Annotated in this window: 23 protein-coding genes; 7 read left to right on the forward strand and 16 right to left on the reverse strand. The window is 65.5% G+C overall.

All coding sequences use genetic code 11. The annotated features are described in order from the left end of the window. Window positions 1-270: 270 nt before the first annotated feature. A complete protein-coding gene (locus RAD15_RS29285) occupies window positions 271-1,566 on the forward strand; it encodes an O-acetylhomoserine aminocarboxypropyltransferase (protein WP_458181684.1) in 1,296 nt (431 codons plus the stop codon). Between the two features lie 3 nt (window positions 1,567-1,569). Continuing rightward, entirely contained in the window at window positions 1,570-2,352 is a 783-nt protein-coding gene (locus tag RAD15_RS29290) for an alpha/beta fold hydrolase (RefSeq protein ID WP_458181685.1), read from the forward strand. Window positions 2,353-2,358: 6 nt separating this feature from the next. On the opposite strand, the gene RAD15_RS29295 is transcribed toward RAD15_RS29290, so the two are convergent. Beyond that, window positions 2,359-3,312, reverse strand: a complete 954-nt coding sequence (locus RAD15_RS29295) for an aliphatic sulfonate ABC transporter substrate-binding protein (RefSeq protein ID WP_458181686.1) — start codon at window positions 3,310-3,312, stop codon at window positions 2,359-2,361. Window positions 3,313-3,334: 22 nt separating this feature from the next. Next, the gene (locus RAD15_RS29300) at window positions 3,335-3,556 is read right to left on the reverse strand and encodes a hypothetical protein (protein WP_458181687.1); all 222 of its coding nucleotides are present in this window, start codon (window positions 3,554-3,556) and stop codon (window positions 3,335-3,337) included. Between RAD15_RS29300 and RAD15_RS29305 the strand changes: the two genes are divergently transcribed. Then, complete coding sequence (locus RAD15_RS29305) at window positions 3,555-3,905, forward strand: hypothetical protein (protein ID WP_458181688.1); 351 nt, start codon at window positions 3,555-3,557, stop codon at window positions 3,903-3,905. The two genes, RAD15_RS29300 and RAD15_RS29305, sit on opposite strands and share 2 nt — an antisense overlap. A gap of 129 nt (window positions 3,906-4,034) precedes the next feature. On the opposite strand, the gene RAD15_RS29310 is transcribed toward RAD15_RS29305, so the two are convergent. From RAD15_RS29310 to phnG, 10 genes are all read right to left on the reverse strand, one after another. Further along, window positions 4,035-6,278 (reverse strand): outer membrane protein, encoded by a 2,244-nt coding sequence (locus tag RAD15_RS29310; RefSeq protein ID WP_458181689.1) that lies wholly within the window; start codon window positions 6,276-6,278, stop codon window positions 4,035-4,037. A gap of 240 nt (window positions 6,279-6,518) precedes the next feature. Then, on the reverse strand, window positions 6,519-7,130 hold the full coding sequence (locus tag RAD15_RS29315; RefSeq protein ID WP_458181690.1) for a pyridoxamine 5'-phosphate oxidase family protein: 612 nt from the start codon (window positions 7,128-7,130) through the stop codon (window positions 6,519-6,521). A gap of 22 nt (window positions 7,131-7,152) precedes the next feature. Beyond that, window positions 7,153-7,749 carry a phosphonate metabolism protein/1,5-bisphosphokinase (PRPP-forming) PhnN gene (phnN, locus tag RAD15_RS29320; protein ID WP_458181691.1) on the reverse strand — a complete coding sequence of 199 codons (597 nt, stop codon included), beginning with the start codon at window positions 7,747-7,749 and terminating at the stop codon, window positions 7,153-7,155. Then, window positions 7,746-8,903 (reverse strand): alpha-D-ribose 1-methylphosphonate 5-triphosphate diphosphatase, encoded by a 1,158-nt coding sequence (locus RAD15_RS29325; RefSeq protein WP_458181692.1) that lies wholly within the window; start codon window positions 8,901-8,903, stop codon window positions 7,746-7,748. Before RAD15_RS29325 ends, phnN begins: the two co-directional genes overlap by 4 nt. Window positions 8,904-8,914: 11 nt before the next feature. Beyond that, the gene (phnL, locus tag RAD15_RS29330; protein ID WP_458181693.1) at window positions 8,915-9,613 is read right to left on the reverse strand and encodes a phosphonate C-P lyase system protein PhnL; all 699 of its coding nucleotides are present in this window, start codon (window positions 9,611-9,613) and stop codon (window positions 8,915-8,917) included. A gap of 8 nt (window positions 9,614-9,621) precedes the next feature. After that, window positions 9,622-10,419, reverse strand: coding sequence for a phosphonate C-P lyase system protein PhnK (phnK, locus tag RAD15_RS29335; RefSeq protein WP_458181694.1), 798 nt, complete (start codon window positions 10,417-10,419; stop codon window positions 9,622-9,624). Then, window positions 10,412-11,302 (reverse strand): alpha-D-ribose 1-methylphosphonate 5-phosphate C-P-lyase PhnJ, encoded by an 891-nt coding sequence (locus RAD15_RS29340; RefSeq protein WP_458181695.1) that lies wholly within the window; start codon window positions 11,300-11,302, stop codon window positions 10,412-10,414. Before RAD15_RS29340 ends, phnK begins: the two co-directional genes overlap by 8 nt. Then, on the reverse strand, window positions 11,299-12,402 hold the full coding sequence (locus tag RAD15_RS29345; RefSeq protein ID WP_458181696.1) for a carbon-phosphorus lyase complex subunit PhnI: 1,104 nt from the start codon (window positions 12,400-12,402) through the stop codon (window positions 11,299-11,301). The genes RAD15_RS29340 and RAD15_RS29345 overlap by 4 nt, the downstream gene beginning before the upstream one ends. A gap of 4 nt (window positions 12,403-12,406) precedes the next feature. Next, window positions 12,407-13,015: a phosphonate C-P lyase system protein PhnH gene (gene phnH, locus RAD15_RS29350; RefSeq protein WP_458181697.1), complete on the reverse strand. Its 609-nt coding sequence runs from the start codon at window positions 13,013-13,015 to the stop codon at window positions 12,407-12,409. 4 nt (window positions 13,016-13,019) lie between these two features. Continuing rightward, on the reverse strand, window positions 13,020-13,484 hold the full coding sequence (gene phnG, locus RAD15_RS29355; RefSeq protein WP_458181698.1) for a phosphonate C-P lyase system protein PhnG: 465 nt from the start codon (window positions 13,482-13,484) through the stop codon (window positions 13,020-13,022). A gap of 119 nt (window positions 13,485-13,603) precedes the next feature. Here phnG and phnF point away from each other — a divergent pair, with 119 nt between their 5' ends. Then, window positions 13,604-14,332 carry a phosphonate metabolism transcriptional regulator PhnF gene (gene phnF / locus RAD15_RS29360; RefSeq protein ID WP_458181699.1) on the forward strand — a complete coding sequence of 243 codons (729 nt, stop codon included), beginning with the start codon at window positions 13,604-13,606 and terminating at the stop codon, window positions 14,330-14,332. A gap of 191 nt (window positions 14,333-14,523) precedes the next feature. On the opposite strand, the gene phnE (RAD15_RS29365) is transcribed toward phnF, so the two are convergent. From phnE (RAD15_RS29365) to phnC, 4 genes are all read right to left on the reverse strand, one after another. After that, window positions 14,524-15,372, reverse strand: coding sequence for a phosphonate ABC transporter, permease protein PhnE (gene phnE / locus RAD15_RS29365; protein ID WP_458181700.1), 849 nt, complete (start codon window positions 15,370-15,372; stop codon window positions 14,524-14,526). Then, on the reverse strand, window positions 15,369-16,253 hold the full coding sequence (phnE, locus tag RAD15_RS29370; protein WP_458181701.1) for a phosphonate ABC transporter, permease protein PhnE: 885 nt from the start codon (window positions 16,251-16,253) through the stop codon (window positions 15,369-15,371). The genes phnE (RAD15_RS29365) and phnE (RAD15_RS29370) overlap by 4 nt, the downstream gene beginning before the upstream one ends. 78 nt (window positions 16,254-16,331) lie before the next feature. Continuing rightward, a complete protein-coding gene (gene phnD, locus RAD15_RS29375; protein ID WP_458181702.1) occupies window positions 16,332-17,267 on the reverse strand; it encodes a phosphonate ABC transporter substrate-binding protein in 936 nt (311 codons plus the stop codon). Between the two features lie 84 nt (window positions 17,268-17,351). Next, window positions 17,352-18,161 carry a phosphonate ABC transporter ATP-binding protein gene (gene phnC / locus RAD15_RS29380; protein WP_458181703.1) on the reverse strand — a complete coding sequence of 270 codons (810 nt, stop codon included), beginning with the start codon at window positions 18,159-18,161 and terminating at the stop codon, window positions 17,352-17,354. A gap of 173 nt (window positions 18,162-18,334) precedes the next feature. Between phnC and RAD15_RS29385 the strand changes: the two genes are divergently transcribed. Genes RAD15_RS29385 through RAD15_RS29395 form a run of 3 tightly spaced genes read left to right on the forward strand, consistent with a single transcriptional unit; the run spans window position 18,335 to window position 20,896 of the window. Then, window positions 18,335-18,994: a transferase hexapeptide repeat family protein gene (locus RAD15_RS29385; RefSeq protein ID WP_458181704.1), complete on the forward strand. Its 660-nt coding sequence runs from the start codon at window positions 18,335-18,337 to the stop codon at window positions 18,992-18,994. Further along, window positions 18,991-20,184, forward strand: coding sequence for an alpha-D-ribose 1-methylphosphonate 5-triphosphate diphosphatase (locus tag RAD15_RS29390; protein WP_458181705.1), 1,194 nt, complete (start codon window positions 18,991-18,993; stop codon window positions 20,182-20,184). Before RAD15_RS29385 ends, RAD15_RS29390 begins: the two co-directional genes overlap by 4 nt. 7 nt (window positions 20,185-20,191) lie before the next feature. Continuing rightward, window positions 20,192-20,896, forward strand: a complete 705-nt coding sequence (locus RAD15_RS29395; RefSeq protein WP_458181706.1) for a DUF1045 domain-containing protein — start codon at window positions 20,192-20,194, stop codon at window positions 20,894-20,896. The last annotated feature ends 1 nt before the right edge of the window (window position 20,897 follow it).

Consider the following 20,897-nt stretch of genomic DNA (forward strand, 5'->3'; position numbering starts at 1 on the left):
CCGCCTTCGGTAAGTCAATCGCATATGAGTTGAGCGTCGGGCGCGCTGAAGCAACTACAGCGTCATGGCCGGGCTTGTCCCGGCCATCCACGCCTTTCCCCGCGGCACGAAGAACGTGGATGCCCGGGACGTAGGCGAGCGGAAGCGACGCCGTCATTCGGACGGCTATGCCCGGGCATGACGACCTCCTGTGAAGAGTCAATGGGCTGACGCGGCACGCCGTTTTATGGCACAACGACCGCCTCCGCCGACCGACCAACGAGGCCACGCATGCCCGCGCCAAAACCGCCTGCCTTCGAAACCCTGAGCCTGCATGCCGGCCAGCATCCGGATCCCGCGACCGGGGCCCGCGCGGTGCCGATCTACCAGACCACGTCCTACGTGTTCCAGGATTCCGACCACGCCGCTGCGCTGTTCAACCTCGAACGCGCCGGCCACATCTACACGCGCATCTCCAACCCGACCACCGGTGTGCTGGAGGAGCGGCTCGCGGCGCTCGAAGGCGGTGTCGGCGCGATCTGCACCGCGAGCGGCATGGCCGCGCTGCATCTGGCCATCGCCACGCTGCTGAATGCCGGCGACCATATCGTCGCGTCGAGCTCGCTCTATGGCGGCACCATCAATTTGCTGGCGCACACGCTGCCGCGCTTCGGCATCACCACGACCTTCGTCAAGCCGCGCGATCTCGACGCGTTCCGCAGCGCCATCAAGCCGAACACGAAACTCGTGATCGGCGAGACCATCGGCAATCCCGGCCTGGAAGTGCTGGACATCCCCAAGGTCGCTCAGATCGCACATGACGCGAAGATCCCGCTGCTGATCGACAACACCTTTGCCACGCCCTATCTCAGCCGTCCGATCGAGCTCGGCGCCGACATCGTGATGCATTCGGCGACCAAATGGATCGGCGGCCATGGCATCGCGATTGGCGGCGCCATCGTCGACGGCGGCCGCTTCGATTGGCGCGCATCGGGCAAGTTCGGCGTGCTGACCGAGCCCTATGGCGGCTATCACGGCATCGTCTTCGACGAGCAGTTCGGCACCGCCGCCTTCATCATGCGGGCGCGCACCGAAGGTCTGCGCGATTTCGGCGCCTGCCTGTCGCCGACCAACGCGTTCCAGCTTTTGCAGGGCGTGGAGACGCTCGGCGTGCGCATGGATCGCCACATGCAGAATACCCACCTCGTGCTGGAAGCGCTGAAGTCCAACAAGGCGGTGGACTGGGTGCTGCATCCCTCGCTGGAAGACCACACGGACTACCAGCTCGCCAAGAAGTTGCTGCCGCGCGGCGCAGGCTCGATCGTATCCTTCGGCATCAAGGGCGGCCGGCCCGCAGGCCGCAAGTTCATCGAGCAGCTGCGCATGATCAGCCATCTCGCCAATGTCGGCGACGCCAAGACGCTGGTAATCCATCCCGCCTCGACCACGCATCAGCAGATGGATGCCGAACAGCTCAAGGCCGCCGGCATCGGCGAGGAGCTGGTGCGGCTGTCGGTCGGGATCGAGACCGCGTCGGACATCATCGACGATCTCGCCCAGGCGCTACGCATCTCGCAAAAGGTCTAAGTCATGAAGCTCACCGTCAACGGCGCCGAGGTGTTTGTCGCAACCGGCGGCCGCGAATTCGACAAGTCCCTGCCCGCGGTCGTCTTCATCCACGGCGCCGGCTTCGATCGTTCGACCTGGGCGCTGCATACGCGCTGGTTCGCGCATCACGGTTTTGCGGTGCTGGCGCCCGACCTGCCCGGCCACGGCCGCACGGACGGACCTTCACTGGCGAGCATCGCGGGGATGGCCGACTGGACGGCAGCACTCATCGACGCAGCCGGCGTGGAGAAGGCGCATCTGATCGGGCATTCGATGGGATCGCTGATCTCGCTGGAGACGGCGGCGCGGCATCCCGACAAGGTTTCCGCCCTCAGCCTGATCGGCACGGCCGCGACCATGACGGTCGGGCCGGATCTTCTGAAGGCGGCCGAAGCCAATTCGCAGGATGCCAACGACATGGTCTCGATCTGGGGCCTCGGCTTCAACGCCGAGCTCGGCGGCAGCCTGGCGCCCGGCCTGTGGATGCATGGCGGCGCGCAGGCGGTGCTGAAGGCTTGCGAGCCGGGCGTGCTTTTCAGGGATTTGTCCGCCTGCAATGCTTACGCGGATGCGCTTGCCGCGGCCGCAAGCGTGAAGGTGCCGACGACGCTGATTCTCGGCGAGCGCGACATGATGACACCGGCGAAGGCGGGCAAGGCGCTTGCAGCCGCGATCCCGCATGCGAAGACCGTTGTGGTGCCGGGCGCCGGCCACATGATCATGGCCGAGCGCCCGGATGAATTGCTGGCGGCGCTGAAGGGCTGAGCCGCCTCAGGACCCCGGCGTCCATTTCCAGACGATGTCGGAGACGTTGACCGGTTTCGGGATCAGGCCGAGCTTTGCAAAACGGTCGGCGACGGCCTGCTGGGTCTTGATCACTTCGGCGTCGAGCGGCACCACGCGATAGCTGGAGCGGTTGACGAAGCGCCTGACGGCCTCGATGTCCACGCCCGTCGCTTCGGACTGCGCCTTTGCAACCTCTTCGTGATGCGTCTCCGCCCACCCGCCTTCGGACGCGAAAGTCGTGTTGAGCTTCGCAACGAGCGAGGGATACTTGTCCACGAAGTCGGTGCCGGCAATGTAGAAGGCGTTCGGCTGGTGCACGTCCTTGTCGAACACAAGGACGCGGGCGTTCTCCTTCAATTCGGCGAGCGCGAGATAGGGATCCCAGATCGACCAGGCGTCGACCGAGCCTTTCACGAAAGCCGCCGTCGCATCGGCGGGGGCGAGCGGCGCCGGCGTGATGTCGGACCAGGAGAGCCCGGCCTTTTCGAGCGATGCGACCAGGAGATTGTGCGCGCTCGATCCCTTGCCGAAGGCGACACGCTTGCCTTTGAGATCGGCCAGCGTCTTGATGAGCGAGTCCTTCGGCACGACAATCGCCTGGGTGTTGCCGTCCGACTTCACGGCCGCGACGTAGCGGATCTTGGCGCCGCCGGCCTGGGCGAAGATCGGCGGGGTATCGCCGACGAAGCCGAAATCGACGCTGCCGACATTGATGGCCTCCAGCAGCGGCGGCCCGAACTGGAAGTCGATCCATTTGATCTCGATGCCAAGCGGCTTGAAGGCATTTTCGAGCGTCTGACGCTGCCGTACCGCCGGGAAGAAGCCGCCCTTCTGCGTGCCGATGCGAATTTCTGCCGGCTTGTCTTCGGCGCGCGCCGGTACCGCCAAAGTGGTCGCGAGGAACAGCGCTGCGGTCAGGATATGTCGTCGGGCAATCATGTTGCGGTCCTTTGCGTCAGGTTCAGTTGGCGAAGGGCGAGGAATTCGCGCGACGGCTCCGCTCCGAGAGCACGGCACGGGCGGCGCGTTCCGCCTCGCGCGCCGAGCGGAACTGGCGCCCTTCGAGGCTGTCGAACAGGCGTTCGGAGGAGAAGAAGCGGAAGCCGCGCTCATCTCGCGTGATGATGCCGGCCGCGCGATCCTGGATTTCAATGATGTAGGCGTTCGACTGTGTCTGGGACATGACTGCTCGTTCGCCGGAATACGGCGTTCCTGTCTTGGAAGTTCAAGTCTTGGAAGTTCAAGTCTTGGGATTTGCGATGCGGAATGCTGCTAGGAAGCGATCAGCAACAACAACAGGCGCCGGTGGCCGCCGAGAAACAGCGCCGCGCCATGCATTCGTGCATGTCGTTCTGATTGCGCTGGTGATCGGTTCTCATATCGCGGCTTCAAGCTCGAGGAGCGGTTTCGATGCTTCGAATATCGAGCGATTGGCGCGATTGGTCAATGAAATGGCTATCCATATTTGCGGGCCGCGCGCTGGCGCGTTTCTTCCAGCGCAAGCACGGACAGTCGGATTCATCTCGCGATGACCCGAGCGGCCTTGCCGTCGGCCGCAAGCATCGTGAAGCAGCCGGTCAGCCGCATCCCGCCCGGCCGCTTCGTATGTGCCTCGTTTGAATCCTGGCGCTCCTGGGGCGACGAGAAACGAAAGTCGGCGCCTACGGCGTGAACTTGTAGGACAGGCCGGCGCGAACGGTATCGATGGTTTGGCGGCCGCCCTTTTCGATCGTTGTCGGGACGCCAACGTCCGTCGAGACCGTGGTGAAGGTCGGTTCGACCTTGCCAAAATCGTAGTGCAGATATTCCAGCCGCGCGATCCAGTTCGAGCTGCCGATAAAGGTTTCGACGCCGACGCCGGCGGCCCATCCGAACTGGTCGCGTGGGGCCTCGTTGGTCGTGACCTCAGGGCTGCCGGGGAACGCCGCGGTACCCACTATCGAGCGATGGATGCGCTCCCATGCGAGGCCCCCGGTGCCGTAGAGCAGCCAGTTCGCGGCCGGCGTCCAGCCGAGACGGGCGCGCGCAGTGCCGAGATATTTTACGTTATCGGACAGCGTCTGGGTGAACGGCGGATCCGTCGCGGTCGCCGAACTGCCCTTGATGCCGGTGGCGCTGCCATCGATTTCGAGACCCGCGACCACGTTGGCATATTGCCAATTGTAGCCGGCCTGGCCGCCGGCGAGCCAGCCCTGGGATTTGATACCGTCGACGAAAGTGGTGAAGAAGCTGGTGGAGAAATCATTCTCCTGCCAGCCGTAGCCGGCATGAGCGCCGAGATAAAACCCGGCCCAACTCGCGCTCGGCGGCGACACGCGCGGCGCCTTGGCGTACATCGCCTGCGCGGCACTCGCCACGGCAACGTCCGGGCCGAACTTGTAGGACACGCCTGCGCGGACGAGGTCGATGGTCTGACGCCCCGACGTGGACGCGAGGGAAAACGGCGGAGCGCCGCTCACGCTGAACGATTGTTCCGCAAAGACGTGGCCGAAATCGTAGTGCAGATATTCGACGCGGCCGATCCAGCTCGAACTGCCGAGCATCATTTCGGCGCCGGCGCCGGCGACCCAGCCAAAATGATCGGCCGGGACGTTCGACGTCGACGTCACCGTACCAAGCGCGGAAACTTGCGTGGATATCGCGGCGCTCTCCACGCGCTCCCAGGCCAGGCCGGCGGTACCGTAGAGCAGGACGCTGTCGACGGGCATCCAGCCGAGCCTGCCGCGCGCCGTGCCCAGATACTTCACCTTTTCGCTGATCGAAATGGTCCCGGAACCTCCGCCGCCAAAATCCGCGAAGAGGGTGTTGGAATCGCCTTTGATGTCCGCGGCGCTGAGATCGATTTCAAGGCCGGTCACGACGCGGCCGTATTGCCAATTATGACCCATGTGCCCGCCGGCAGCCCAGCCCTTCGACTTCACGCCGTTGAGCGCCCCGTCCGGGAACATGAAAAGTCCGCCCGGCGCATTGAACGGGTCGTCGGCCCAGCCGTAGCCGCCATGGACGCCGAGATAGAATCCGGCCCACGTCGCCTGCGGCGCCGCGACCGGCGCCTTGCCATAGTAGGCCAGGCTGGCCACACGCGAGGGTTCGCCGAACTTGTAGGACACGCCGGCTCGTACCAGATCGATGGTCTGCGATCCCGCGGTTGAGAGGTCCGAGCGAAAACCGACGCGGTCGAAACTGGATGCGGTCTGGACCTGGCCGAAATCATAATGCAGATATTCTACGCGGCCGATCCAGTTCGGACTGCCGAGCATCATCTCGGCGCCGACGCCGGCAACCCAGCCGAATTTATCGATCGGAGTCTTGGCCGTGACGAGTTGCGTCGCGGGAGCAGCCGGCGGGTTATCGACCGAGAGATTGGTCGAAGTCGAATCGAGGCGCTCCCATGCCAGGCCTGCCGTGCCGTAGAGCAACACATTGTCGGTCGGCAGCCAGCCAAGGCGCGCACGGGCGCTGCCGAGATATTTGACGTTTTCAGCCAACGACAACGTCACCGTGCGCGTTCCCCCACCGCCCAATGCAGTGGTCTCGCTGATGCTGTTGCTTCCCTTGATGTCGGAAGCGCTGAAATCGAGTTCGAGGCCGGTCACGGCGCGGCCGAACTGCCAATTGTAACCTGCGTGGCCGCCATAGACCGCACCCTGCGACGTGACGCCGTTGATGTGCTGAGGCGCCGTGAAGGTGAAGCTATCGGAAACCGAAAAATCGTCTTTCTTCCAGCCGTAGCCGCCGTGCACACCGAGATAAAATCCGGCCCATGAAGCGGCAGTCGCCGGCCCCGCTTTGGCGACGAGCGGCAGGTCCGCGGCGGCGGCCGGCGCAGCGAGCACCAGAAGCGACGCGCCGGCGAGGAGCGAATGGCGCAGGGTCGCCGGAGCGGACCGCAAAGTGCTGAGCACGACAAAACCCTCGAATGAATATCCGGAAACAATCCGCGACAATACACCACAGAGTTCCCGAAAGGGCCACGTGCAAGCGCCACCACAGGATGTCAAAGAATTCAGACGTGCTGCATTCGCAACAGGTTGGCGCCAAAGCCCCTGCAAAGTCGCGTCAGTCCGCAGCCGATGGCTGTCACGCGCCGCTCGACCAAGCCTCCGCCGACACGCATTTCGTCCGGGGCGAAAACAGGCAAGCCATCACCACATCGTTGCTGCCGCACGCTCGGGCCAGATGCGATCGTACTCCGCGCCGCCGACCTTGTTCTCGCTCATCTCGGCGAGGATCTGGCCCGGCGTCGGCAAGGTCTTGGGATCGACGCGCCTGTCGGGATTCCAGAGATCGGAGCGGACGATGGCGCGGGCGCACTGGAAGTAGATTTCCTCGACATTCATCACCATGACACTGCGCGGCGCCTTGCCCTCGACCTTGAACGAGGCGAGCAGCTCCGGATCGACCGAGAGATGGGCGCGGCCGTTGGCGCGGACCGCATTGCCGGAGCCGGGGATCAGGAACATCAGCGACACCCTGGGATCGCGCACGATGTTGCGCAAGGAGTCGACCCGGTTGTTGCCGCGGCGGTCCGGCAGCATCAGCGTCTTCGGGTCATGGATACGGACGAAGCCGGGCAGGTCGCCGCGCGGCGAGCAATCGATACCCTCGGGCCCGATGGTGGCGAGCGCGGCAAACGGCGCCTTCTCGATGAAGATCCGGTAGAGCGGCGTGACGTGGTCGGCTACTTTCACGGTCGAGGCGTCACCAACGGCGCCGTAGATGGCTTCCAGCTGTTCGACCGTTTCGATCACCGACATTCCGTTCTCCTTGCTGTGGTAGCTATTCGTGCCAGCCTTCGTTTTTGATCACGCGCACGAGCTGGCGGCTGTGATATTCCGCGCTGCCCGCGTTGAGGATGGTGACATCGGCATGCGCCGAGCTGTCGTCGACGCTGCGTGACAGCCTTTCCGCGATATTGCCGTCGCTGTGCCGCGCCCGGGCAGCCAGCCGTTGCGCCAGCACGTCGGGCGGCGCGGTGATCGCAACCACCACGACGTTGACGTAGGCCTTGCGCAGCGCGCCGATCACCGTGCGCGAGACGTTGACGACGACCGTGCGCCCGGCGCGGATGTCGTCGTTGATCTCGATCGGCAGGGCGTAGGAATGCCCGTGCGCGTCCCAGTGCACGGCGAAACCGCCCTGCTGCTGCGCCCGGCGGAACTCGTCGAGACCGAGTGCGACATTGTCTTCATCGGCGGAGGATTCGCGCGTCACGACGCGGCGCGGGAAGACGATCTCGTGATCGTCGATGCAGGCGGCCCGCGCGAGCCGCAGAAGTGTGTCCTTGCCGGCGCCGCTGGGACCGACCACGAGCACGAGCCGCCCGGGTCCGATCGCGCCCGCCTGTTCCGGCGCCATGGTCACGCTCTCGCTCATGCGACGCGGCTTCCTTCGCGCCAGACGCTGCGGACCGCAGGGACGCTGCCCACAACATGCACGCGGATCAGATCGGCGCGCTTGCCGACGGCGATTTCACCCCGGTCGGACAGGCCGACCGCCTCGGCCGGCGCCTTCGTCACCGTGCGGATCGCCGCTGGAAGGCTGATGGCGGGCACGTGCTCGGGCAATTGCAGCGCGGCCATCAGGAGGCTGGACGGGATGTAGTCCGACGACAGGATGTCCAGCAGGCCCTCGCGGGCGAGATCGACCGCGGCGATGTTGCCGGAATGCGAGCCGCCGCGCACCACGTTCGGCGCCCCCATCAAAATGTCGATGCCGGCCTGGTGCAGGCCGCGCGCGGCCTCCAGCGTGGTCGGGAATTCCGCCACCGAAACACGATCACGCACGGCGTGCGCGACGTTTTCCTCGGTGGTGTCGTCATGGCTCGCCAGCGGAATCCTGTACTCGTGCGCCAGCGCCACGATCTGGCGCATGTTGGTCGCGGCGTAAGCTTTCTGATACTCGAAGCGCCGCGCGAACAGCTCGTCGAGCTCGGCATCGGTCTTGCCGCCGTTCTTGCCGCGGTAGTAATCGCGCAGCTTGCCCTCGTCGCGGAACTGGCGCTGGCCGGGCGTGTGATCCATCAGCGACATCAGGCGGACGTCGGGGCGGTCGATCAGCTCCCTGGCTTCCTCGACCACGCTCGGCATCGGGATCTCGCAGCGCAGATGCAGGAAGTGGTCGGCGCGCAAGAGAGCGGCGTCGCGCGCGGTGGTGATTGCCGCGGCGAGCGTACCGGCACGGCCATCGACCTCCTCGGCGCCGTCCTCGCGCCAGACCCGAAGCGAGTCGAACACGGTGGTGATGCCCGATGTGGCGAGCTGGCCGTCATAGGAGACCACGGCCGCGACCGGATTCCAGAACACTTTTGGCCGCGGCACGTAATGCGCTTCGAGATGATCGGTGTGGAGCTCGATCAGGCCGGGCATGAGGAGATCGCCGCCGGCATCGTCCGAGCCCGCGGGCGCCCTGCCCTCGCCGATCTCCGCAATGCGTCCGTCCGCGAGAGCGAGCCAGCCCTGCTCGATCACCCTGTCGGCCAGAACGATCCGGGCATTGGCGATCACTGTTTCCTTCGGCTTGGCGTTCATTTCCATTTCCTTCAGGCCGCGGCGGCAAAGCTGGTGACGTCGACGATGCGGTCGGCAATCAGATGACGGATTTCGTCGTCATGGACAATGGCGACCATGGCAACGCCCTGGCGCTTCTTTTCGGCGACCAGCTCGACCACGACGGCGCGGTTGGCGGCGTCGAGCGAGGCGGTCGGCTCGTCCAGCAGCAAAATCGGCAGGTCCGAGATGAAGCCGCGGGCGATATTGACGCGCTGCTGCTCGCCGCCGGAGAAGGTGGCGGGCGGCAGCTGCCAGAGCCGCTCGGGGATGTTGAGACGATGCAGCAACTCGCCGGCGCGGGCCTGCGCATCGGCGCGGGCCATGCCGCCAGCGATCAGCGGCTCGGCGACAACGTCGATGGTCGCAACGCGGGGCACCGCGCGCAGGAACTGGCTGACATAGCCGATGGTGGCGCGACGGACGTTGAGGATCTGCCGCGGCTCGGCGCTGGCAAGATCAATCACCGCGCCGCGATGGCGGATGCCGATGCGGCCGGAGTCACAGCGGTAGTTGCCGAAGATCATCTTCAGGATCGACGATTTTCCGGCGCCGGACGGACCCGAGAGCACGACGCACTCGCCCGGATTGACGTGGAAGGTCACGCCGCTGACCACAGGCAATTCGATGCCGCCTTGCAGGTGCATCGTAAAGGTTTTTTTTGCGTCGGCGATTTCGATCATGGCGGTCATTGGAAAGCTCATGGCGGCAGTATCGAGGAGACGAGGAGTTGCGTATACGGCTCGCGCGGATCGTCGAGCACCTGGTCGGTGAGGCCGGTCTCGATGACACGGCCGCCCTTCATCACCATCACGCGGTGCGACAAGAGGCGCGCCACCGCGAGATCGTGGGTGACGATGATGACGGCAAGGTGCAGCTCGGCGACGAGGCTGCGCACGAGGTCGAGCAGGCGCGCCTGCACGGAGACGTCGAGGCCGCCGGTCGGCTCGTCCATGAACACAAGCCGCGGCTCGGTGACGAGGTTGCGGGCGATCTGGAGGCGCTGGCGCATGCCGCCGGAATAGGTGCGCGGCGCATCGTCGATGCGCGCGATGTCGATCTCGACGCGGGTGAGCCAATCGGATGCGGTGTCGCGGATACGGCCATAGTGATTCCAGCCCACCGCCATCAGTCGCTCGCCGACATTGGCGCCGGCCGAGACCGCCATGCGCAGGCCCTGCGCGGGATCCTGATGCACAAAACCCCAGTCGGTCCGGAACAGGAAGCGCCGCTCGGCTTCGCCCAAGGTCGTGAGATCGCGCGTGATGCCGTCGCGCATCCGGTACGACACCTGACCCGCGCTCGGCGCGAGCTGGCCCGAGAGCATCTGCAGCAGCGTCGACTTGCCCGAACCGGATTCTCCGACGATCGCCAGCACCTCGCCGGGATAGAGCGAGAACGACACGTCGCGGCAGGCAGCGATGCGGCCGAAGGATTTGCTGAGAGACTCCGCGACCAGCAGCGGCTGGTCGCTCTCAAGACTATCGAGATCAACCATGTGAGCCCGCTTTCTCCTTGTACGGCGCGGCGCTGAGGCTGCCGTGATGGCCGGCGGCCTGGCGGCCTTCGCAATAGTCGGTGTCGGAGCAGACGAACATGCGCCCGCCCTTGTCGTCGGTGACGATCTCGTCGAGATAGGAATTCTCGGCGCCGCAAAGCGCGCAAGGCGCGTTGAAGCGGTAGGGCTCGAACGGATGGTCCTCGAAATCGAGCGACACCACCTGCGTATAAGGCGGGATCGCATAGATGCGCTTCTCGCGGCCCGCACCGAACAATTGCAGCGCCGCGCAATTATCCATCTTGGGATTGTCGAATTTCGGCGTCGGCGACGGGTCCATCACGTAGCGCGCATTCACCTTCACCGGATAGGCGTAAGCGGTCGCGATGTGGCCGAAACGGGCGATGTCCTCATAGAGCTTCACATGCATCAGGCCGTATTCGGCGAGCGCATGCATGCGCCGCGTCTCGGTCTCGCGCGGCTCGAGGAAACGCAGCGGCTCCGGGATCGGCACCTGATAGACCAGCACCTGGTTCGCGTGCAGCGACGTCTCGGGGATGCGGTGACGGGTCTGGATCACCGTCGCCTCGTCGGTGGCCGTCGTCGTGGCGACGCCGGCGGTCTTGGCGAAGAATTTCCGGATCGAGATCGCGTTGGTGGTGTCGTCCGAGCCCTGGTCGATCACCTTCAGCACGTCCTGGGGGCCGAGGATCGCGGCCGTGACCTGCACGCCGCCGGTGCCCCAGCCATAGGGCATCGGCATTTCGCGGCTGGCGAACGGCACTTGATAGCCGGGGATCGCAATCGCCTTCAGGATCGCACGGCGGATCATCCGCTTGGTCTGCTCGTCGAGATAGGCAAAATTGTAGGCGGGCGCGTTCATTCCGCGGCCTCCTTCATGGCATCGGGCGCTTGGGCATCGGCGAATTCCTTGCGCAGCTTGCGGAGCAGGCCGAGCTCGGACTGGAAGTCGACATAATGCGGCAGCTTCAGATGCTCGACGAAGCCGGTCGCCTGGACGTTGTCCGAATGCGACATCACGAATTCTTCATCTTGCGCCGGGGCGAGTGCTTCCTCGCCCAGCTCGCGGGCGCGCAGCGCGCGGTCGACCAGCGCCATCGACATGGTCTTGCGCTCGCTCTGGCCGAAGGCGAGGCCATAGCCGCGGGTGAAGCACGGCGCCTCGGTCGCAGATCCCTTGAACTGGTTGACCATCTGGCACTCGGTGAGCTCGATCGCACCGAGCGGCACCGCGAAGCCGACATCTTCCGCTGCGAATTCGACCTCGACCTCGCCGAAGCGGATCTCGCCGGCGAAGGGATGGTTGCGGCCGTAGCCGCGCTGGGTGGAATAGCCCATCGCGAGCAAGAAGCCCTCGTCACCGCGCGCGAGATTTTGCAGGCGCAAATCGCGATCCGCCGGAAAGTTCAGCGGCTCGCGGGTGAGGTCGCCAACGCTGGCGCCATCTTCAGCCTGTGGCGACGACTCGATCAGCCCGTCGCGGCCGAGAATGTCGGTCACGCGCGGCGTCGGCGCCGTCGACGCTTCGGCTGTTGCCGGCGCTTCCGGCACGAAACCTTCGGCGAGTGAGGGATCGAGCAGGCGATGCGTGTAGTCGAAGGTCGGTCCGAGGATCTGGCCGCCCGGAATATCCTTGAAGGTCGAGGAGACCCGCCGCCGCACCCGCATCGTGCCGGTGTCGAACGGCTCGCTCGCGCCGAAGCGCGGCAGGGTGGCGCGGAAGGCGCGGACGAGGAAGATCGCCTCGATCATGTCGCCGCGCGCCTGCTTGATCGCGAGTGCCGCGAGCTCGCGGTCATAGAGCGAGCCCTCGCTCATGACGCGGTCCACGGCAAGGCCGAGCTGCTCCGAGATCTGGTCGAGCGTGACTTCCGCAACGCTCTGATCGCCGCGCCGCGCATTGGCGAGCAGACGATGGGCGTTCTCGATGGCGCGTTCGCCGCCTTTGACTGCGACATACATGCGACTAGCTTCCCCTGTTCACGACGCGCGTGGTGCGCGGGATCGCAACCACGGCATCATCGGCGACCAGCACCACGTCGATGCCCCGCGGAAACAATGCTTCGTTGAAGCGCAGGCGCTCGAACAGGTCGAACGGTTTGATCGAGGCCTGGAGCGTCGCGACACCGTCGATGCCGGGACCGCGCAGCTCGAAGCTGCGTCCCGCGTCGAGGCTCTCGACCTGAATGATCACCGTGGTCGAACGATCCGGATATTCGTTGGTGCCCAGCGCAAAGCGTTCGAGCGCGGGCAGCAGGACGCCGTCGCTGATCAGCGCGAAGCTTGCGATCGACGTATCCTGCACCACCGGCGCGCCGGTGTGGAACTTGAGCCATTTCACCACGTCCGAGCTTTCCGCCATCCGCGGATTGAGCCAGAGCGGCGTGTCGTGGTCGAACAATGTCAGCGCGATCGCGGCCGTGCCGCGCATCATCGGCCCTGGCGCCCCGGCCATCGGAACGATGCGCTGGACCGAGCCCGGCCGCGCCATCGCGTCCATGACCGAGCGAAAGGTCGATTGCGCCGACAGCACCTTGTCGGCGAAACCGGGCGGCAGTTCCGCAATCGTGGTCATGATCTCACCCCTCACCGCGCACCATGGTGTAGAAATCCACCTTCGTTGCGGCGGTCTCCGCCGCCGCCTGCTTGCGCCTGACCATAAGCTGCTCGCGCAACGGCGCGATAACGTCCCGCTCGACCGCTCCGCCGAAGTCCCTGGACTGCACCAGCGCATCGCACAGCGCGATCAGCCGCGCCTTCTCACTGTTGCGCCCGAGCGTGTAGCCGAAGCCGACCTCGCCGCTCGCAAGCCGCACCGCGGCGCGCGACACCGTGGCTTCACCGAGATTGAACGGCGCACCGTCGCCACCGACCCGGCCGCGCAGCATGACGAGGCCGCTTTCCGGCGCGCGCAGCTCCTGATGGGCCGGGAGAGTCAAGTTACGGAGGCGGGCGGCGATCTCGCCCGCCTCCGCATGCGCCAGCACCGCCATCGCGGCCTTGCGCTGGGCTTGCTGATTGTTGTGCTGGGTCACCGTATCCACCGAACTTTTCCGCAGAACTTGCCGAATCCAAGTTGTCTATGATACTAGACAACTTCATACGGGCACGCCATGACTGTTTCGTGACAAGGACGTGATTTCTGGGCTAGCTTGGCCGCGACATGAGCATGCAGGACACAGCCTCCTCGGGCGTCGCGTTGTGGCGCCTCGTCGCCGACGGCATCGAACGCGGCATCGCCGACGGCCGCTTTGCGGCCGGCGACAAATTGCCAGGCGAGATGGAGATCGCCGAAACCTATCGGGTGAACCGCCACACCGTGCGGCGCGCGCTCGCCGCGCTTGCCGAACGCGGCCTGGTGCGCGCCGAACGCGGCAGCGGAACCTATGTCGAGGCGCAGAAGCTCGCCTATCCCTTGCGTTCGCGCACGCGCTTCTCCGAGATCGTCGGCGCCGATGGCCGCGAACCGCATGGCCGCCTGATCGAGGCGACCGATGACGTCGCGACCCGCGAACTGGCGCGGGAACTGGGATTGAAGGCCGGCGCTCCGCTGGTGCGGATCGAAGCGATACGGCTCGCCGACCGCACGCCGATCTGCGTCTCCACGACCTGGCTATCGGCGGAATTGTTTCCCGGTGCGGGCGCGGTATTCGCGGCGACACGCTCGATGACGAAACTGCTGGAACATTACGGCGTCCGCGACTATCGCCGCGGCGCCACCCGGATCACCGCCGGCATCGTGGACGCCACCGATGCGGCACGGCTGGATCTGCCGCTCGGCCGGCCTATCCTGGTGGTCGATGCGACCGACCATGGTCTCGAAGGCAAGCCGCTAGTGACGAAGCATTCGCGCTTTGCGGCGGAGCGGGTGGAGTTTCTGGTGGAGTCGTAGAGAACCCTCTCTCCACGAAACCGGACTCGTAGGGTGGGCAAAGGCGCCGCTTGCGCCGTGCCCACCATTCATCGAGCACTACGATAGAATTGGTGGGGACGCTGCGCTTTGCCCACCCTACGGCACTGTCTCCGCGGAGATAAGCGGTGGTGGGTTACGCCTTCGGCTAACCCACCCTACGGCACCTGCGATCAGGCCACCGCCCGCCTTCCAATAATCGCAAACCGCAGCTTGCCCGAGATGAAATCGATCGCGGCCACCGCGACCAGGATCATCAGGATCAGGAACGACACCTTCTGCCATTCCAGCACGCGGATCTGCTCGGCAAGCTGAAGCCCGATGCCGCCGGCACCGACGATGCCGATGATGGTGGCCGAGCGGGTGTTGGATTCGATGAAATAGAGCACCTGACCGGCGATCACGGGCAGGACCTGCGGCAACAGGCCAAAGCGGATCTCGTGCAGCGGGCTGCCGCCGGAGGCGCGGATGCCCTCGACCTGCTTCTGGTCGGCACCTTCGATCGCCTCCGAGAACAGTTTTCCGAACGCGCCGAAATCGGAGACCGCGATCGCGAGCACGCCGGCGAACGGGCCGAGCCCGACCACGTTGATCCACACCAGCGCCCAGATCAGCGTGTCGACGCCGCGGATCGAATCCAGGAAACGCCGGACCGGGAAGCGCAGGATGTTCGACGGCACGATGTTGCGAGCCGCGAGCAGGCTGACCGGCAACGCGAACAACGCGGCCAGCGTCGTGCCGAGCAACGCGATCGACAGCGTCTCGCCGAGCGCCTTCAGATAGATCGGCAGCGACGAGCCGGGGTCCGGCGGGATCATCATCAGGCTGATCCAGCCGAGCTGGCTGAGGCCAGCGAAGAACCGCGACGGCGAGAAGTCGAGATCGACGAGCCCGTACACCAGGATCGCGAACGCCGCGACGATCATCGCCGGCATCGCGAGCCGGGCCGAGGCCGGCCGATCGAACACCTCGGGGTAGCGCGCGCGAAGCGCTCGCGTGTCGACCTCCTGCGGCCTCGTCACGTCCGCGCCTCCCTGCCGAACAGGCGGCCGCGCAGCCAGCCGGTGCTGATATCGATGATGAAGACGGTGACGATGACGGTGAGCAGGATGGCGCTGACGTCCGAATAGTAGAACTTGCGGATAGCAACGACGAGCTCCTGGCCGATGCCGCCGGCACCGACGAAGCCCATCACGGAGGCCTCGCGGACGTTGATCTCGAAGCGCAGCAGCGCGTAGCTGGCATAGCCTGCGGTGACCTGCGGCACGATCGCAAAACGCATGCAGGAGAGCCAGCTTGCGCCGGTCGAGCGGATGCCTTCGACCGGCTTCATGTCGGCATTCTCGACGATCTCCGAGAACAGTTTTCCGAGCGCGCCGGTGGAATGGATCGCGATCGCGAGCACGCCCGCCATCGGGCCGAGCCCGAAGGCGATCACGAAGATCAGCGCGAAGACGATTCCGGGAACGGTGCGGGCAAACTCGAGCAGGCGACGCACCGTGAAGCGCAGCCAGGGCGCGGGCGAGGTGTTTTCCGCCGCGAAGAAGTTCAGAGCGAATGCGAGGGTCGCACCGATCAGCGTGCCGACATAGCTGATCAGCAGCGTCTCGCCGAGCATCTTCAGCCATTTGCGCCAGCCCCAGAGCCACTCGCCGACATCGGTCCAGACCCGCTGGCCGTTGTCGAGCGTGAGGATGCGGTCGAAATAGCCGAGGAAGTTGCCGAAATAGGTGAAGAGCGTGCGCAGGTTCACCTCCGCGCCGATCGCGGCGAGAACCAGCGCCGCCGCAAAGATCACGGCTCCCAACAGGAGGCGCCAGCGCCTGCGCGCGACCGCCTGGCCATAGGCGGCATTGAGCACGGCGAGCTGCTGCTCGGGGAGGATCGAAACCGCAACGGTCATCGGATCAGGACCAGGGGTCGGTCAAAAAGAGAAGGAGCCGGGTCCATCGACCCGGCTCCAGTGCCGTCGTCCCGAAACTCAGGACGCCTTCTTCTTACGCAGCGCGTCGACGAACTTGATCAGGTCGATCGTGCCATCCCAGTCCTTGGTGGTGGCGGGATGAAAGCCCTTCTTCTGGCCGTCCTGGAGGCGATCGAAGGCCGCCTTGTCCTTGGCCGGCGCATCGAAGAACGCCTTCGTGATCGCCGCCTTGGCGTCGTCCGGCAGGTCGGAGTTATAGGCATAGGGGCCGTTGATGATCGACGCCGACTTGTGGATGATGCGGAAGTCGTCCTTCTTCATCGGCGAGCCGTCGGCATTCTTCAGCATGCCCTTGGTCAGCATCTGCGCCAGCGTCGAATCGTCGTCGCTGGTCCACTGGTTGGCGGCGACGTCGACCGTGCCCTGCGCCAACGCCAGCATCGCGTTCTCGTGGCTGCCGGTGAAGACGACCTTGCCGAAATAGCTGTCGGCGTCGGCGATGCCCATCTTGTCGAGCTCGAAGCGCGGCACGTTGTTGCCGGAGGTCGAGTTCGGGTCGACGAGGCCGAGGTTCTTGCCCTTGAGGTCATCGATCTTCTTGTAGGCGCTGCTCGCCTTGACGAAGAACACCGAGTAGTAGCCGGTCGAGCCATCGGCATTGATGTCGTTGGCGAAGGCATCGGTCTTGACGCCGGTCAGGCGGGCGCGCGCGAACGAGGCCGAGCCGTAGCTGGCGATATGGATATTGCCGGCGCGCTGGCCTTCGATCACCGCGGCGTAGTCGTTGGCGATGCGCAGCGTGACCTTCACGCCCAATTCCCTGGAGAGATAGCTCATGAACGGCGCCCAGCGCTCGGTGACGCCCGAGGCGTTCTCGGCCGGAACGACCGCGAAGGTCAGTTCCGGATATTTGGCTTTCCAGTCGTCGGCCGAAGCGGAGGCCGTGAACGCGAGCGCCGCGGCGCCGGCAAGGACTAGTCTGCGAGTGATCATGATACCCTCTTCATCGGTCGGTTGACGCAAAGACTTGATCGGTCGGTTGACGCAAAGACTTGCAACTCAAACAGGTGGCGCGGCTCAGGCCGCCGCAGCCGTTCCAAGCGCGGGAACGCCCTCGGGCGCCGGGACAGGCATGCCGCCCATGACGTCGGCGGCTTCGAGATCGTAGAGCTCGCGCGCGACGTGATCGGTCAGCGCGGACGGTGCGCCGTCGAACACCACGCGGCCTGCGGCCATGCCGATCAGGCGGTCGCAATAGCTGCGCGCCAGATCCAGCGAATGCAGATTGCAGAGCACCGTGATGCCGAAGTGCTTGTTGATGCGCAGCAGCGCATCCATGACGATCTTGGTGTTGCGCGGATCGAGCGAAGCGATCGGCTCGTCGGCAAGGATGATGTCGGGCTGCTGCACCAGCGCGCGGGCGATCGCGACGCGCTGCTGCTGGCCGCCGGAGAGCTGGTCGGCGCGCTGGGCCGCGAGCGAGGCGATGTCGAACTGCTCGAGCGCCGACATCGCCAGCGCCTTGTCCTGCTCGGGCCAGATCTGCGACAGCGAGCGCCAGGCCGGCATGGTCGCAAGGCGCCCCATCAGGACGTTGGTGAGAACATCGAGCCGGCCGACCAGGTTGAACTGCTGGAAGATCATCGCCGAGCGCGCCCGCCACTGCCGCAGCTCCTTGCCGCGCAGCGCGGTGACGTCGATGCCGTCAAACAGGATGCGGCCCTGTGTCGGCGTCGCGAGGCGATTGATGGTGCGCAGCAGAGTCGACTTGCCGGCACCGGATCGTCCGATCACGCCGACGAAGCCGCCGGGGGAGACTTGAAACGAAGCGTCGTCCACCGCGGCTTTTGCGCCGAAGCGGCACGTCAGACCTTCAACCACCAGCATGCAGGGCTCCAGAGTAGCTGGGACCCACCGCTAACGCCGGCGCTTGACACTTGTGTGACATGCGCGTTGCGGTGCGGCGATCCTACACACCTCATCCCCTGTCATTGCATCGTCATGACAATGTCATCAGGCCACTCGAAGAGGAACGCCCGCCCTCGCATGACGGATGTAACATGGCCGGCAAGACGCTCTCGGTTCAACCGACCATCGATCCTTCCGCGAAGCTCCACGAGACCAGGCTCGGCGCCTACACCGAGGTCGGCGCACGCACGATCCTGCATGAAGTGGCGATGGGCGATTACTCCTATGTCGTGAACGATGCGCAGATCACCTACACGACCATCGGAAAATTCTGCTCGATCGCGGCGATGACGCGCATCAATCCCGGCAACCATCCGATGCACCGTGCGACCCAGGCGCATTTCACCTATCGTTCGAGCGCCTATTTCGAAGGCGAGAGCGACGACACCGAGTTCTTCGACTGGCGGCGCCAGCATCACGTCCATATCGGCCACGACGTCTGGATCGGCCATGGCGCGATCGTGCTGCCGGGCCGCAACATCGGCACCGGCGCGGTGATCGCGGCCGGCGCCATCGTCACCAAGGACGTGCCGGCCTACACCATCGTCGCGGGCAATCCTGCGCGGATCGTGCGGCGGCGGTTCTCCGAGGAGATCGCCGGACGGCTGGCCAGGCTCGCCTGGTGGGACTGGGATCACGACAAATTGCGTGACGCCCTGCCCGATTTCCGCAAGCTCGGGATTGAAGATTTCCTCTCGACATATGAAGCACGGGCAAGCTCCTCTCGCAGCAAAAGAAGCGCAATCGCGTGACAGACATTTTCCTTGAAGGTGGCCGGGCCCTGATCGGCACCGAGCTCGTTGAAACCTCGTTGGCGGTGTCCGGACAGGACATCGCAGCGATCGATGCCTCTCGCGGCCGGGCGCGGCTCGCGATCGATGCACGCGATCTTCTGGTGCTGCCCGGCATCGTCGATCTGCATGGCGATGCCTTCGAGCGGCAGATGATGCCGCGCGCCGGCGTCGACTTCCCGATCGACGTCGCGCTCGCCGACAGCGATCGCCAGGCGATCAGCAACGGCATCACCACGGTATTCCACGCCACGACCTGCTCGTGGGAGCCGGGCCTGCGCAGTGCCGATAACGCGCGCGGCCTGATGGAGGCGATCGAGCGGCAGCGTCCGCAATTCGCCGCCGACACCCGCTTCCACCTGCGCCACGAGACCTACAATCTCGACGCCGAGGCCGAGATCAGCCAGTGGCTCGCCGAGGGCCGCGTCGACCTGTTCGCCTTCAACGACCATATGGACGGCACCGTCGCCGACATGGCCAAGCCCCGGAAGCGCAACCGAATGGTGGAGCGCACCGGACTGTCGGCCGAGGATTTCGACCGGCTGGTCGATCGCGTGGTTGCGCGCGCTGCCGACGTGCCGGCTTCGGTTTCACGGCTCGCCGCGACGGCGCGTTCCGCCGAGGTGCGGATGCTCTCGCATGACGACGCGACGCCGGCCATGCGCCGGGAGTTTCGCGAGCTGGGCGCTGACATCGCCGAGTTTCCGATCAACGAGGAGACCGCGCGGGCGGCGGCCAGCCACGGCGATGCCATCGTCTACGGCGCGCCGAATGTCGTGCGCGGCGGCAGCCACACCGGCTGGACCAGGGCATCCGACATGATCGCAAAGGGCCTCTGCTCGGTGCTGGCGTCGGACTATTATTATCCCGCGCAGCTGCTCGCCGCATTCCGCCTCGCCGCCGATGGCGTGCTGCCGCTGGCGAAGGCCTGGAGCCTGGTCTCCGCCGGGCCTGCCCGCGCAACCGGCCTCACCGATCGCGGCGTGCTTGCGGAAGGACGCCGCGCCGACATTCTGCTGGTGGACGACAGCGTGAAGCTGCGGCCGCGGCTGATCGCGGTGATATCAGGCGGAAAGCTCGTACATCTCACCGATGCAACACGACTGCTTAGCGCGGCGGCAACGCCGCGTGAGGCTGTCGTCGCGGCATAAACCGGTTATGCTCGGGCCGATGATTCCCCGCTACGCGATCTATTTTGCCGCAGGCAGCGACAGCGCCCTCTCCCGCTTCGGCGCGGAGCTGCTCGGCTACGACGCCTATACCGGCAACGAGCTGCCGTTCCCGCGCGACGCGCTGCAAGTCGCGCCGGACTGGCGCGAGGTCAGCGCCGATCCCCGCAAGTACGGCTTTCATGCCACGCTGAAGGCGCCGATGGCACTCGCCCCCGGCCGGACAGAGTCGGAGTTGAGCAACGCCTGCGCGGCGTTCGCCGGCAAGGCGCGGCCTGTCCCCGTGATCCGCCCCGTCGTCGATTCCATCAGCGGCTTCATCGCCGTCATTCCGGCTGAGCCGGTCGACGCGCTCCAGCAGCTCGCCGCCGATTGTGTCCGCGATTTCGATTCCTTTCGCACCGAGCTGACGGCGGAAGACCGCGCACGGCGCAAGCCCGAGAAGCTGAGCGAGCGGCAGCGCGACCATCTCGATCGCTGGGGCTACCCTTACGTGATGGAACAGTTCCGCTTCCACATGACGCTGACGGGGCGGCTGGACGCGGAGCGGCGCGGGCCGATTCTGGCAATGCTGCGGGCGCGGTTTGCGACGTTGCAGCTCGATACGCTGGCGATCGATCGTATCGCGCTGTTCAGGCAGGACGATGCGTCGGCAAGATTCCACATCGTCGACGAGTGGCCTCTGGCGCGGTAGA

This window comes from Bradyrhizobium sp. 14AA, assembly GCF_054185205.1.

Excerpts from the sequence above, each read along its gene's own strand:
- RAD15_RS29285 (WP_458181684.1), top strand. The coding sequence starts at position 271 with ATGCCCGCGCCAAAACCGCCTGCCTTCGAAACCCTGAGCCTGCATGCC.
- RAD15_RS29290 (WP_458181685.1), top strand. The coding sequence starts at position 1,570 with ATGAAGCTCACCGTCAACGGCGCCGAGGTGTTTGTCGCAACCGGCGGC.
- RAD15_RS29295 (WP_458181686.1), bottom strand. The coding sequence starts at position 3,312 with ATGATTGCCCGACGACATATCCTGACCGCAGCGCTGTTCCTCGCGACC.
- RAD15_RS29305 (WP_458181688.1), top strand. The coding sequence starts at position 3,555 with ATGACTGCTCGTTCGCCGGAATACGGCGTTCCTGTCTTGGAAGTTCAA.
- RAD15_RS29300 (WP_458181687.1), bottom strand. The coding sequence starts at position 3,556 with ATGTCCCAGACACAGTCGAACGCCTACATCATTGAAATCCAGGATCGC.
- RAD15_RS29315 (WP_458181690.1), bottom strand. The coding sequence starts at position 7,130 with ATGTCGGTGATCGAAACGGTCGAACAGCTGGAAGCCATCTACGGCGCC.
- phnN (WP_458181691.1), bottom strand. The coding sequence starts at position 7,749 with ATGAGCGAGAGCGTGACCATGGCGCCGGAACAGGCGGGCGCGATCGGA.
- RAD15_RS29325 (WP_458181692.1), bottom strand. The coding sequence starts at position 8,903 with ATGAACGCCAAGCCGAAGGAAACAGTGATCGCCAATGCCCGGATCGTT.
- phnL (WP_458181693.1), bottom strand. The coding sequence starts at position 9,613 with ATGACCGCCATGATCGAAATCGCCGACGCAAAAAAAACCTTTACGATG.
- phnK (WP_458181694.1), bottom strand. The coding sequence starts at position 10,419 with ATGGTTGATCTCGATAGTCTTGAGAGCGACCAGCCGCTGCTGGTCGCG.
- RAD15_RS29340 (WP_458181695.1), bottom strand. The coding sequence starts at position 11,302 with ATGAACGCGCCCGCCTACAATTTTGCCTATCTCGACGAGCAGACCAAG.
- RAD15_RS29345 (WP_458181696.1), bottom strand. The coding sequence starts at position 12,402 with ATGTATGTCGCAGTCAAAGGCGGCGAACGCGCCATCGAGAACGCCCAT.
- phnH (WP_458181697.1), bottom strand. The coding sequence starts at position 13,015 with ATGACCACGATTGCGGAACTGCCGCCCGGTTTCGCCGACAAGGTGCTG.
- phnF (WP_458181699.1), top strand. The coding sequence starts at position 13,604 with ATGAGCATGCAGGACACAGCCTCCTCGGGCGTCGCGTTGTGGCGCCTC.
- phnE (WP_458181701.1), bottom strand. The coding sequence starts at position 16,253 with ATGACCGTTGCGGTTTCGATCCTCCCCGAGCAGCAGCTCGCCGTGCTC.
- phnD (WP_458181702.1), bottom strand. The coding sequence starts at position 17,267 with ATGATCACTCGCAGACTAGTCCTTGCCGGCGCCGCGGCGCTCGCGTTC.
- phnC (WP_458181703.1), bottom strand. The coding sequence starts at position 18,161 with ATGCTGGTGGTTGAAGGTCTGACGTGCCGCTTCGGCGCAAAAGCCGCG.
- RAD15_RS29385 (WP_458181704.1), top strand. The coding sequence starts at position 18,335 with ATGGCCGGCAAGACGCTCTCGGTTCAACCGACCATCGATCCTTCCGCG.
- RAD15_RS29395 (WP_458181706.1), top strand. The coding sequence starts at position 20,192 with ATGCTCGGGCCGATGATTCCCCGCTACGCGATCTATTTTGCCGCAGGC.